Annotated in this window: 11 protein-coding genes; 4 read left to right on the top strand and 7 right to left on the bottom strand. The window is 61.0% G+C overall.

What is annotated here, in order from left to right; all coding sequences use genetic code 11:
- Positions 1–238: 238 nt before the first annotated feature.
- Positions 239–1,975, bottom strand: coding sequence for a type IV-A pilus assembly ATPase PilB (gene pilB, locus QD208_RS07925; RefSeq protein WP_279836470.1), 1,737 nt, complete (start codon positions 1,973–1,975; stop codon positions 239–241).
- A gap of 572 nt (positions 1,976–2,547) precedes the next feature.
- Here pilB and QD208_RS07920 point away from each other — a divergent pair.
- Positions 2,548–3,033 carry a pilin gene (locus tag QD208_RS07920; protein WP_279836469.1) on the top strand — a complete coding sequence of 162 codons (486 nt, stop codon included), beginning with the start codon at positions 2,548–2,550 and terminating at the stop codon, positions 3,031–3,033.
- A gap of 39 nt (positions 3,034–3,072) precedes the next feature.
- Here QD208_RS07920 and QD208_RS07915 read toward each other — a convergent pair whose 3' ends face one another.
- The 6 genes from QD208_RS07915 to QD208_RS07890 form a co-directional block, all read right to left on the bottom strand.
- Entirely contained in the window at positions 3,073–3,375 is a 303-nt protein-coding gene (locus QD208_RS07915) for a hypothetical protein (protein WP_043332474.1), read from the bottom strand.
- Positions 3,376–3,546: 171 nt separating this feature from the next.
- The gene (locus QD208_RS07910; protein ID WP_279836468.1) at positions 3,547–4,833 is read right to left on the bottom strand and encodes a cation diffusion facilitator family transporter; all 1,287 of its coding nucleotides are present in this window, start codon (positions 4,831–4,833) and stop codon (positions 3,547–3,549) included.
- 69 nt (positions 4,834–4,902) lie between these two features.
- Positions 4,903–6,462 carry an ABC transporter permease gene (locus tag QD208_RS07905; RefSeq protein ID WP_279836467.1) on the bottom strand — a complete coding sequence of 520 codons (1,560 nt, stop codon included), beginning with the start codon at positions 6,460–6,462 and terminating at the stop codon, positions 4,903–4,905.
- On the bottom strand, positions 6,452–7,180 hold the full coding sequence (locus QD208_RS07900; protein ID WP_279836466.1) for an ATP-binding cassette domain-containing protein: 729 nt from the start codon (positions 7,178–7,180) through the stop codon (positions 6,452–6,454). Before QD208_RS07900 ends, QD208_RS07905 begins: the two co-directional genes overlap by 11 nt.
- 4 nt (positions 7,181–7,184) lie before the next feature.
- A complete protein-coding gene (locus tag QD208_RS07895; RefSeq protein WP_279836464.1) occupies positions 7,185–8,066 on the bottom strand; it encodes a putative selenate ABC transporter substrate-binding protein in 882 nt (293 codons plus the stop codon).
- Positions 8,067–8,286: 220 nt separating this feature from the next.
- Positions 8,287–9,144 carry a MurR/RpiR family transcriptional regulator gene (locus QD208_RS07890; RefSeq protein ID WP_043332471.1) on the bottom strand — a complete coding sequence of 286 codons (858 nt, stop codon included), beginning with the start codon at positions 9,142–9,144 and terminating at the stop codon, positions 8,287–8,289.
- Positions 9,145–9,534: 390 nt separating this feature from the next.
- On the opposite strand from QD208_RS07890, the gene zwf reads away from it, so the two are divergent.
- The 3 genes from zwf to QD208_RS07875 are packed head-to-tail and all read left to right on the top strand — an operon-like array spanning position 9,535 to position 12,438.
- A complete protein-coding gene (gene zwf, locus QD208_RS07885; protein WP_043332469.1) occupies positions 9,535–11,025 on the top strand; it encodes a glucose-6-phosphate dehydrogenase in 1,491 nt (496 codons plus the stop codon).
- Position 11,026: 1 nt separating this feature from the next.
- Positions 11,027–11,719, top strand: coding sequence for a 6-phosphogluconolactonase (gene pgl, locus QD208_RS07880; RefSeq protein ID WP_279836463.1), 693 nt, complete (start codon positions 11,027–11,029; stop codon positions 11,717–11,719).
- 56 nt (positions 11,720–11,775) lie between these two features.
- A complete protein-coding gene (locus QD208_RS07875; RefSeq protein WP_043332465.1) occupies positions 11,776–12,438 on the top strand; it encodes a bifunctional 4-hydroxy-2-oxoglutarate aldolase/2-dehydro-3-deoxy-phosphogluconate aldolase in 663 nt (220 codons plus the stop codon).
- Positions 12,439–12,638: the final 200 nt, after the last annotated feature.

Raw genomic sequence — 12,638 nt, 5'->3', positions numbered from 1 at the left:
CCTGATCCGAGCTTAGACGACCCGTCAGGTGGTCCAAAGGATGGGGTCCACTTCACATGTCAGTTATCGTTCCCTGATAAATGGGGAGCAGGCATAGTAGGTCGAGCCATGATCATCAATGCCTGGGTCATCTTGTCTTCAATGTGCCTGATGACTGAGCAAAAGTCAGCTATCTGGCGTATTGATCGCTGTTAGCCAGCATGGACGACTATCACATGCTAGGTTTGCCAGCAGCGACTCAGTCCTTGGTGATGCGATTGACTTCTTCCAGCGAGGTCATGCCCGACATCACCTTGCGCAAGCCGCTACGCCTCAGGTCTGAAAGCCCTTCCTTGCGCGCCTGGTCTGCCAGCTCGATGGCGGTGCCCTCACGCATGATCAAGCGGCTCATCTCATCCGAGATCGGCATGACTTCATAGATGCCGACGCGCCCCTTGTAACCCAGCGTGCACTGACTGCAACCGACAGGACGGAATATGGTCGCCGCCTCGAGTTCTGCTGCGCTGAAGCCATTGTCTTCACTGAAGCCCATCGAGGCCATCGCCTCAGGTGGAATCTCCGCTGGCTGGCGGCAGTGGGTACACAGGCGGCGAGCAAGGCGCTGAGCGATGATCAACGAGACAGAACTCGCGATGTTGAAGGGGGCAATCCCCATGTTGCTCAGGCGTGTCAGTGTCTCGGGCGCTGAATTGGTGTGCAAGGTAGAAAGTACCAGGTGACCGGTCTGTGCCGCCTTGACGGCGATCTCGGCGGTTTCCTTGTCACGAATTTCCCCCACCATCACCACATCGGGATCCTGGCGCAGGAAGGCGCGCAAGGCCGAGGCGAAGTCCAGGCCGATCTTGGGCAGCACGTTGACCTGGTTGACGCCTTCTACCTTGAGCTCGACCGGGTCTTCCGCCGTCGAGATATTGCGCTCCGGTGTATTGAGGATATTCAGGCCGGTGTAGAGCGTCACGGTCTTGCCGCTACCGGTCGGGCCTGTGACCAGAATCATGCCCTGTGGCTGATCCAGCGTTTTCTCGAACATGGCGCGCTGTTCAGGTTCGAAGCCCAGCGCCTCGATGCCCATCTTGGCCGAACTGGGGTCGAGGATACGCAGCACCAGCTTCTCGCCATACACGGTGGGCAGTGTATTGACGCGAAAGTCGATGGAGCGGGACTTGGACAGGCGCAGTTTGATCGCGCCATCCTGTGGCAATCGACGCTCGGAAATATCCATGCGCGACATGACTTTCAGGCGCGCCGAGATACGGTTGCGCATATTGAAGGGCGGACGGGTATTCTCGATCAACATGCCATCGATACGAAAACGAATGCGATAGGTGGATTCGTAGGGCTCGAAGTGGATATCCGAGGCGCCACGCTTGATGGCATCCAGCAGCACCTTGTGAACGAAGCGCACCACTGGTGCATCGTCACTGCTGGCCGTGATCGCCATGTCATGGTTGTTATCTTCTTCGCCCTCGAAATCCAGCCCATCGAGTGCTTCGCCATCTTCGCTCAGCATGTCCATGGCACTTTCTTCGCCGGCTTCCAGGTACTGTTCCAGAGCCGGCGTCAGCTGGTCGGCAGCGACCAGAACACTCTCGATCGACAAGCCGGTGGCAAACTGCAGCTCATCAAGATGCGTGAGCGTCGATGGGGAGGGCACGCCAACTGTCAAGCGATGTTCACGGCGATAGAGAGGCAATACCCCCAGCTTGCGCAGGACTTTTTCGGGCAGCTCATCAATGGAAGGCAGTGAGTCGACACGAAGGGCATCGAGATCCACATACGGCAGGCCATATTCCCAGGCGGCTGCCAATGTCGCCTCACGCGCCGGTACCAGGCCATGCGCGATAATGTGCAGCAACAGGCTTTCCCCGGCCTCATTGGCTTCCTGTTCAGCCAGCTGTGCTGCCTGTGGTTCGAGCAGGCCAGAGTCGACCAGTCGGGCGGCAAATCCTTTTAGCGGGTGTTCTGACTGGGGCATGACACTCTTCCTGTTGCAGTTGCCGATGGGGCTACTTTGACTGCTTGAAACGTGAAGCAGGCACTGATGCGCTGTGCGCGAAATCTGGTGCGGCAAGCCATCGTATTACAAACATCGTCTTGCAGAAGAGTGTAGCTGGATTGCCCAGCGCTAGGAATGGCGCATTCGTGACATGAGAAGGGGGTAGAGTTTGTGGAGGGAGCTGGCCAAACACTGTTGGGACGGAAGTAACGTTGAAGAGAGTCTGAATCTCGATCAAAAAGTTTTTGTGTTCGTTGCTTGCAATGTCACCGAGTGTAATCTATTGTAACAAACAAGCAGCCGTCAGCGCCGCCAAGCAAGCGTCTTGCGACATGGCAATGGCACCTGAATTGTGGCTGTGGTATCACTCGTCCCGTCCGGTCGACACCCCGTGATATCAAGATGTTATGCTAGTGAAGATGCTGTTGGGAATATTAGAATCAATCGCCCACACTGACATTCTTCTGTAACATCCTGCTGGTCAGGGAAGGTAACCGGGGTTTCAGGACGTACGACCTGATCTCACTAAGCAAATGCAAGGGAGTCACACCATGACACGCAAGCAACAAGCTGGTTTTACACTGATCGAGCTGATGATCGTTGTGGCGATTATCGGTATCTTGGCAGCCATCGCGATTCCGCGTTATCAAGATTACACCGCTCGAGCACGTGTTACTGAGGGCTTAAATTTGGCAGCAGCTGCTAAAACCACAGTTTCTGAGAATGCATATAATGGCGTTACAGCTTTGGGTAGCGGGTATACTACTCCTAGCGGCACGCTGAAAAACGTCTCGGGTCTTGTGATTGATGGTACAACCGGACAAATCACAATATCTTATAATTCTAATGTGTCAGCGTCGGGTTCTAATACTCTTGTGCTTGTTCCTTCGTCTAATGGTGCAGTTCTTGCTGGTGGTACCGTACCTACTGATGCTATTCGTTGGGAATGTTATGCTGCTGGTAAGGGGGCAAGTCCTGTAGCTCCCACTACAGCTCCTACTTTGCCGGCTAACTTGGCTCCGGCTGAATGTCGTTAAAAATAAAAAACCGCCCTTCGGGGCGGTTTTTTATTGAACTCAATAAAGCGCTTCTTCTTCCTCTACCACATCCTTCAGCAGCTCCAGGAACAGCTTGTCCGCATCGGAGTGCTCTGCGGGATCTTCCGGGATATGGATGCTGGTAGTGTCAGAAATCTCGTTGGCGATGATAGCCAGCACCGCTTGCTCATTCTTTCCTTGCTCTGCCCCTTCCTTGAGGCGCGCTCGCGCCACGACCAGTGATTGCTCGAGAATCTTCGGGTCTTGCAGCAGCTTGCGGATGAAGCCTTTCAGCTCACTGATGATGCGTGTCTTGTGCATTTCGCCGGATGCGTTGCTCATGGCGTGCTCCTTGTCTGGTGGATGTCTGTCTTTGAGTTCAACGTGAATTCTGGTCTAGATGACGATGCCTGGAACGCTTTTGAGCGCTTTTGAACGGTGAGGGGCCAGCCCAAGCCTGCCTCTGAAGTTCAGGGTGCCATGCCTGCCTTTGCCTGCAGTGTAACCCACACGTCAGCGCTGGTGGATATGTGACATCACACCGATCTCCAGCTTGCCAAACCACTCAAGGCCCGCAGCATGGCGTTCCATCTCGGCGATTGATGCGTTGCGTGAGTCAGCGTCGTGGTTACATTGCAGAGCCGTTTCTGAGGCGGCTTGCGTAGCACTACCCGGCAGCTCCAGCAGGATATCCACATGTGGGGCTGACGAGTCGGTGCCAGCAGATGTAGCGGCATGGTTGACGTAATGCAGGGTGAGGCCGCTGCGCGCCTGCCAGAGAGGCGACTGCTGCCAGCATTCATCGAGTGTGGCGATGATGTCGCTACGCAGGGGTAGGGGCTGCTGCCGCGTAGGCTGCGCTGGGCTAGCCTGACCGAGATGCGAGTCGTCTTCGGGGTCGATGTGATAGAGCACATCACTGAGCTGGGGGAATTCGGCCTTGAGGCGAGCCACTGCGTGGTGGCCGATGGCATGGCCTTCCGAGACGCTGATGCGTGGCGCGACCAGCAGGTGGACTTCCAGCACGATACGGCCGGCCAGAGTACGGCTGCGCAGGTCATGTGCGCCACGCACCTCCGGCAGTGACAGCAAGCACTCACGCATGGCGTGCTGCTGTTCGCGTGGCAAGGCGGTGTCGATCAATTCGCGTGAGGCCTCCCAGGCCAAGGAGGCGCCGATCTTGCCCACCATCACGCCAACGACGACCGCCGCGATGCCATCCAGCCAGCTGGCTCCCAGCTGGGTACCGATCAGGCCTATCAGCACCGCCACGGTGGAGAGCGCATCGCTGCGCGAGTGCCAGGCATTGGCCTCCAGCAGCTTGGATTTCTGCTTGCGCGCGATCTTGAGCGTGGCGCGAAAGATACCTTCCTTGCCGAGCAGAGAGATGATCGCGATGCCGATGCCCAGCGCGCCGGGTAACGGAATGGTCAGTGAGCCGAACATCAGCTCCCAGCTGCGCAATATGCCTTCCCAGCCAATGGCGCCCGCCACGGCCAATAGCAGACTGCCGAGTACCAGAGTGCCGAGCGTCTCGATGCGCTCATGCCCCCACGGATGTGAGCGATCCGGCGCCTGGCGGCCGTAGTGAGTCGCCACCAACACGAAGGCGTCTGTCACCAGGTCTGACAGGGAATGGATGCCATCGGCGATCAGTGCCTGCGAGCCGACCAGCTTGCCGATGACAAGCTTCGCGACACCCAGCACGCCATCCAGCGCCGCGCCGATCAAGGTGATGCGCTGTGCTTCACGCTTGGCGCTTGCCGTGTTGGCAGCATCTGCGGGTGACGATTGAGGCATGGGAAGGCTCGCTCAAAGGGGAGTCGGGGGCGTCATGAAGTCAGCGCCTACTCCTGCGCAGGGCAGGAGTCAGCGCACGCAGCTGTCTTCAGAGATCTCGCCGCTGGGGCGCAGGCGCCGCGCGAGGCTGTCAACGCCGATATTGAGTATGGCGGTGAGCACCAGCAAGGCAAATGCCTGATCAAACATCAGGTATTCGAAGCTCGAGTCGATATGGAAGCCCAGCGTCACCACCCCCAGCATGCCGAGAATGGCCGTCTCGCGAATGATGGTCTCGGCGCGGTAGAGCAGCAGCGCGAACATGCCGGGAGCGACACGCGGGTTGAGCTCATAGAGCCAGCATTCGAACTTGCCCTGCGGGCGGCTGGGCGGCAGCTGTATCTGGTTGGCATGGCGAGCACACAGAAAGGCGATGATCGCGCCGTTGTGCAGCGCCAACGCCAGCCAGGCGGGCAGCAGTGAGGGCCCCAGCAGCAGCAACAGGATGAAGGCCAGAATCAGCTCCGGCGTGGTGCGTAGGAAGATCAGCAGGCCGTTGGTCGAGTGTTGCGAGAGACGATTGCCCACGTGGCGGCTGGCCAGCGGCCATAGCAGCATGGCGATCAGCAGACTACCAGCGGTGCCCAGCAGGCCGAGCAGCAAGGTATTGCCGATGGCGGGCAGCAGATCGGGCAGGTGGCTTGCCCACTGCAGCAGGCCTGTCGCGAGCTCACCCGAGACCAGCGATTCGAATGATGCATTGACCAGCGGCGCCGGCCAGATGTCATGGCTGATGAAGCGCCACAGCAGGGTCGGGCTGACATCGGGCCATGGCCCCAGCCACCAGAGGCTGGCGATGGCCAGTACCGGCAATACCCGACGGTGCCCCCACCATGGGAGCGTGGCGATCAGCAGATAGAAGATCCACAGCAGAGCGCCCGCCTCGGCGTAACGACCCTCGCGAAAGGCGCTTTCCAGATAGAAGCCCAGCGTGGGCAAGCCGACGAAACCGAGCAGGACACTGGCGCGCAGTCCGCATTCGAAGCGATAGCGGGTGTAGCTGGCCATGCGCCGCCACGCCATCGGCAGTTCTGCATACACAAAGCGCATCGCGCGCGAGCTGGCATAGGGCAATGCCTTGAGCGGCGCCTGCGGCAGTTGTTCGAGAATCTCGGCATAGACCTTGGCGAAGGTCGCGGCATAGGGAATCGTGATCGCGGCCAGCGCCGTGGCGGCCGATAGCCCGAACACCTGTAGCAGCAGCAGGGCCCAGAACAGCTCATGCACTGCACGCAGCCCGGCACAGATGCCCCGCAGCAGGCGCGAGCGAGAGTAGACCAATGCCAGTGGCAGCCCGATCAGCGCGCCCAGCAGAGTGCCCCATAGCGCGAAGGCGATGGTCAGGATCAGGGCGTGCAGCGGGGATTCCAGCGCGCCGGGAGCCGGCGACGCCAGACCCGCCAGCATGCGGCCCAGTTCCTGCCAGGGATCGCGCGAGGTAACGGAGAGATCGGCGAAGGGCACCAATACCAGCATGGCGATGACCAGACCACCACCGAGGCGCATCAGGCGCGCACCGTCACTGCGTGCCTGCCACCAGCGAGGGGGATGGCGCAGCTCTGCCGTCATGGTGGAGGGGTCAGCTGACATCGGATGACTCGCGGGTCGCCGCAGCGGGGTACAGAAAATCCAGGTCGCCAGGCGTCAGTCCGTCGGTCGCGACATCCAGCAGCACGCGCCCCTGGCCGTCAGCCTGCTTGCCAAGCCCGATTACGCGCGTGAAGTGAGTGAGTGCCAACTCACGCTGATGAAGCGCTACCACGCTGGTGGCGTGGCGGGCGTGAATCAGCTGGATCAACTGGCTGGCCTGATGTGGGTCCACACTTGCGACGGGCTCGTCACCGAGGAACAGATCATGGCCCTGATAGAGCGCGCGTGCGATGGCGACACGCTGGCGCTGACCGCCGGAAAGCGCCTCGACGGAGCGCTCCATCAGGCCGGCGATACCCAGCGGTTCGCACAGCGTGGCGACCGCCTGCCAATGAGCCGGTTTCGGGCGCAGCAGATTGAGCAGGTTGGTCAGCCGTGAGTGCTGGTCCAACCGGCCCATGAAGATGTTGTGGTAGACCGACAATTGCGGCACCAGCCCCTGGCGTTGAGGGCACCAGGCGGCGGCTACGTCGCGCTGTTGCAGCGCGGCGCGCAGGGCTTCCAGCAGCGTGGACTTGCCTGCGCCACTGGCGCCGAGCAGGGCGATACGCTCGCCCGGCAGGAGGCGAATATCCAGATCACGCAAGACCACCTCGGCGCCATGGCCGAGGTGGTCTTGCGAAAGGTGCAGCAGTGGAGAAGGTGTTTCCTGGGTCATGAGCTCAGCGCAGCAGACCGAGCTGTTCACCGACGGTCTTGATCGGCGCGTAGTCATCGTTGCTGGCCGGAATGAAGCCGGAGCGCGGGAAGCTCTCGAGCAGGTCCGGGTCCTTCATGTCCAGCAGGGCCGTGGTGACATGGGCAGTGAAGTCCGCGCCGAAGTGGCTGTCGGCATCGCCACGAATGGTCCACTGATAATCCGGGTAGGCCGGCGTCTGCCACAGCACCTGCACCTTGCTCGGGTCGACCTTGCCATCCTTGACGGCCGCTTCCCACACCGCGAAGTTGACCGCGCCCACGTCATAGGTGCCGGCGGCGACCAGTGCGATGGTGCGTGAGTGGTCGCCGGAGAAACCGACGCGGCTGAACAGGGCGTCCGGCGCCTGCTGGAACTGCTCGCGCAGATAGTATTCCGGCATCAGGCGGCCCGAAGTGGAGGTCTTGGCGCCGAAGGTGAAGGAGTGGCCTTCGACGGAGTCGGGCAAGGCGTCCAGCGGCTCGGCGGCATCGCCGGCCAGCTTGAGGTCGCGACGCGCGATGAAGTAGCTGCGGAAGGCAGCGTCTTCCACGCCCTGGGCGATGGCGACGGAGCCCGGCACCATCTGACGCGCCTGAACACCAGTCAGGCCGCCGAACCAGGCCATCTGGATCTGATCATTGCGGAAGGCGCTTACGGCGGCGCTGTAGGATTTGACCGGCACATACTCGACATCGACGCCCAGCTTCTCTTCCAGATAGTCGGCGACCTTGTCGAAACGCTCGACCAGGCGTGACTCGTCTTCATCTGGAATCGCCGTGAACTTGAAGGTGTCGGCCTGAGCCAGACTCATGGTCACGGGAAGGGCGGAAATCAGGGTCAGAGCAGCAGTGGCCAGCCAGCGCATGGGAAGCATCCTCAGCATTCACGACATGAGACATCATGCGGCGAGCACCGCATGTCAGGGGGTATGGCGCGTATTGTTGTGTCTTGATCACGCGGGTGCAAGCCCCGCGCCATGCCTGAAGGATCGCTCAAGTGACGCTGAAGAGTCAGTAGCGCGTTGAATGGCTGCGCAGAAAGAGCTCATTTGCCGTAGCTGGGGCTGATGACTTGGTGACGAGTGCTCAAGATTCCGGTGGGAAACGGGTGTCCTTCAAGCTGTCCTTGATCTTCTTGAGGTGCTGCTGGAAGTCTTCTCCACGGCGCAGCGTCACGCCGGTGGCCAGCACGTCGATCAGGGCCAGGTGGATCATGCGTGAGGTCATCGGCATATAGATATCGGTGTCTTCCGGCGCCATGACTTCCAGCACTTCGGTGCACTCGCGCGCCAGCGGAGAGTCCGGTGCGGTGATGCCCAGTACCGCGGCGCCATTGCTGCGTGCGAGCTTGGCGATATCGACCAGCTCGCGGGTGCGCCCGGTGTAGGAGATGATCACGATCACGTCGCCGGTATGGCAGGCGGCGGCCACCATGCGCTGCATGAGCACATCTTCATAGGCCATGACCGGCAGGTTGAAGCGGAAGAACTTGTGCTGAGCATCAGCCGCGACCGGGCCTGAGGCGCCAAGGCCGAAGAAGCAGATCTGCTTGGCCTGGCTCAGGTAATCGACGGCGCGCTCGATGCGTCTGGGGTCCAGTGCGCGGCGGGCATCGTCGAGCGCGGCCACGGTGGCACCGAGAATCTTGTCGCCATAGGCGGCGGCATCATCGTTCTGATCGACACTGCGTGACACATAGGGCGTGCCACCGGCCAGGCTCTGGGCCAGCTTGATCTTGAAGTCGGGGAAGCCCTTGGCATCGAAGTTGCGACAGAAGCGGTTGACGGTCGGCTCACTGACCAGTGAGGCCTGAGCGAGCGCCGCGATGCTCATGCCGGTGGCCGCAGCCGGGTCCGCCAGAATGACGTCGGCGACCTTGCGCTCGGAGCGATTGAGCTCGTCGAGACGTTCACGGATGCGATTGATGAGGTCGTGTACTGCCATTCGCCTGTTACCCTGCCATTGTGTAGTGAAATAACTACGTAATCTGGGCATCCTAGCCTCACTCGTCTGGTAGGCCAAGCATCTCTTTGGGTCACTTGCTGATCCAGGGGCGCGAAGGACGAGGTGAAAGCGAAAGCGCCGCTGACTACCACTTTTAGGTAAGTTTACCTATTTGTGGGGCGAATTGTCTTGAGTGACAGCGGCGTTATCGCTACATTTGTTGTTAATATAACCAGCCATGTATCGCCAACGCCTTCCCGGTGCCGTGTGTCATTCGAGCCTCTCCTCGCCGCGCCAGCCTGCGCAGCCTTCCAGGAAGCGGGTTCGAAGTCGCCCACCTTGTCGGTCATTTCGGCATACAGGGCAGTTTCGACGGGAGAAATCGGCGGCATGAGTTCCGACATCATTCCGGGCGTGGATATTGCCCTGTTCGGCGCCTTGGGCGACCTCGCCAAGCGCAAGCTATATCCAGCCCTCTATCACCTCGACCGTGACGGTCTGCTCGAGAAGGCAACCCGCCTGATCGGTCTGGCGCGTCAGGATGTCAGCCTCGAATCCTTCAAGGACACCGTGCAGGCGGCGCTCAAGGAGCGCGTCAAGCCGGAACACCTAGAGAAGGAATGCATCGAGCGCTTCCTCTCTCGCATCAGCTATGCGGCGCTGGACTTCAGTACCGTGGAAGGCTATTCCGCAATTGCCGACTGGCGTGTGGATGCCAAGGGCAAGCCGTCGCCGCGCCCGCTGATGATCTATCTTTCCGTACCGTCGCGTATCTACGGCGACATCAGCAGCAATCTGCAGGCGGCGGGCTGTCTCGACGAGCACTCGCGTGTCGTGGTCGAGAAGCCGATCGGTTCTGATCTGGAGAGCTCGCGCGTCGTCAACGACGCGATCGGCGCCGTCTTCCACGAATCCCAGATCTACCGTATCGATCACTATCTGGGCAAGGAAACCGTCCAGAACCTGATCGCGCTGCGTTTCGCCAATCCGATGTTCGGCAATCAGTGGAATCAGAACCAGATTTCCCACGTCGAGATCACCGTGGCGGAGAAGGTCGGCATCGAAGGGCGCTGGGGCTATTTCGATCAGGCCGGTCAGCTGCGTGACATGGTGCAGAACCACCTGCTGCAGCTGCTGTGTCTGATCGCGATGGACCCGCCGTCCAACCTGGACGCGGACGCCATTCGTGACGAGAAGGTCAAGGTGCTCAAGGCGTTGCGCCCGATCACCGGCGAGCGTCTCAACACGGATCTGGTGCGTGGTCAGTACATCGCGGGTGCCGTCGACGGTCAGCACGTGCCGGGCTATCTCGAGGAAGAGGGTGCCAACACCGAATCCCAGACCGAGACCTTCGTGGCCTTCAAGACCGAAGTCTCCAACTGGCGCTGGGCCGGTGTGCCGTTCTACCTGCGGACCGGCAAGCGCATGCCGGAGAAGCTGTCACAGATCGTGATCCACTTCCGTCAGCAGCCGCACTACATCTTCGATCCGGACCAGCGCTCGCTGGCGGCCAACAAGCTGATCATTCGTCTTCAGCCGTCCGAAGGCATCTCCCTGCAGGTGCTGACCAAGGACTCCGGCCTCGACAAGGGCATGCGTCTGCGTCCGGGCCCGCTGGATCTCGACTTCAACAGCGCCTTCCCCAAGCGCCGTATTCCGGAAGCTTACGAACGTCTGCTGCTGGAGGTCATCAAGGGCCAGCAGTATCTGTTCGTGCGTCGTGACGAGATCGAACACGCCTGGCGCTGGGTCGATACCCTCATCGATGGCTGGGAATCCCGCGCCGCCACGCCGCGCCGTTACCCGGCCGGCTCCTGGGGGCCCGTCTCCTCGATCGCGATGATCACGCGCGATGGTCGTAGCTGGTATGAGGAGTATTGAGATGAGCGCCACCGTGACTGAGCAGGACCCGCGCGTACAGACCGCACACTCTCTCGCCGAGTATCTGGCCGCTGCCTTGCGTGCTGATCTCGACGTTGATCCGTCAGCGCGTGCGCTGCTGGTGGTTTCCGGCGGCTCCACGCCCAAGCCGCTGTTTGCCGCGCTGCGCGACAAGCCGCTGGATTGGTCGCGGGTCGATATCACCCTCGCCGATGAGCGTTGGGTGAGCGAAGACGCCGATGACAGCAATGCACGCTTCGTGCGTGAGCACCTGCTGAGCGGCGCGGCCAGTGCCGCCACCTTTCATCCGCTGACCAACGCCGAGGCAGAGCCGGAGGACGGTTGCGCAGAAGTGAGCGTTCGCATCGCGGCGCTCCCCTGGCCGGCCTCCGCGCTGATTCTCGGCATGGGCGGCGATGGCCATACGGCCTCGCTGTTCCCGGATGGTGACCGTCTGCAGGAAGCGCTGACCAGTGCGGATTGCTGTGTGCCGATGCGTGCACCCAGCGTGCCGCAGGCGCGTATCACGCTGTCTCTCGAGCGTCTGCGCCAGACGCGTCGTACCGTGCTTCACCTCACGGGGACCGACAAGCAGGCCGTGCTGTCGCGCGCGCTGAGCGATGTCGAGGCGGTCAGTGAACTGCCGATTCGTGCCTTTCTGTCCGCGCCGCTGGCGCTTTACTGGGCCCCCTGATCACATCGGCCGCGGCCAGCCACAAGGGAGGCTGGCCGCGGCACAAGGAGAACGCCATGAGCTTTGAAAAACAGCTTCCGTCGACTCGTACCACCGAGATCGACAGCATCTGCCAGAAAGCCTCCGTGCTGCCGGTGATCGCCGTCGAGCGCATCGAGGACGCCGTACCGCTGGGCAAGGCCCTCTACGAAGGTGGCCTGACCGTACTGGAAGTCACGCTGCGTACCGACTGCGCGCTGGAAGCCATCCGCCTGATGCGTGAAGCGCTGCCCAACGCCAGCATCGGTGCCGGCACCGTGCTGACGCCGGAACAGTATCGCCAGGTGGAAGAGCTGGGCGTCGACTTCATCGTCACGCCGGGCACCACCGAAGCGCTGTACCAGTACGGCGTGACCAGCAGCGTACCGATGCTGCCGGGTGTCGCGACCGTCTCGGAGCTGATGACGGGCTGGCAGTACGGTTACCGTCGCTTCAAGTTCTTCCCGGCGGAAGCCGCGGGCGGCGTCAATGCGATCAAGTCCTTCGGTGGCCCGATCAGCGAAGCTCGCTTCTGCCCGACTGGCGGCATTTCCCTGAGCAACGCCGCTGACTACCTCGCGCTCAAGAACGTGATGTGTGTCGGTGGTAGCTGGGTCGCGCCGCAGAAACTGATCGATGCGGGTGACTGGGATGGTATCCGCGAGCTGGCGCGTGAAGCCTCAGAGCGTTTCCACCGCTGAAGCCTGATATCTGGATGAGTGCTGGCCACTGATCCAGCGGTTGCCTGCCAACGTCATGCACGCCGTCGTGCTTGAGGCTGACAGGCTGCCAGTACTGCTCTCTCTCGACAGCTTGGCTGTTGCTTGTGACCCGTCTCTCGCGAGGCGGGTCTTTTTTATGCGCGTCATCTGGGGAGAGAGGCGAGGCTAACTTGTCTGGC

Source organism: Cobetia sp. 29-18-1, assembly GCF_029846405.1.
Classification (GTDB): Bacteria; Pseudomonadota; Gammaproteobacteria; order Pseudomonadales; family Halomonadaceae; genus Cobetia; species Cobetia amphilecti.
Note: the sequence above shows the minus strand (reverse complement) of the source record. Positions and strands in the feature narration are given on the sequence as shown.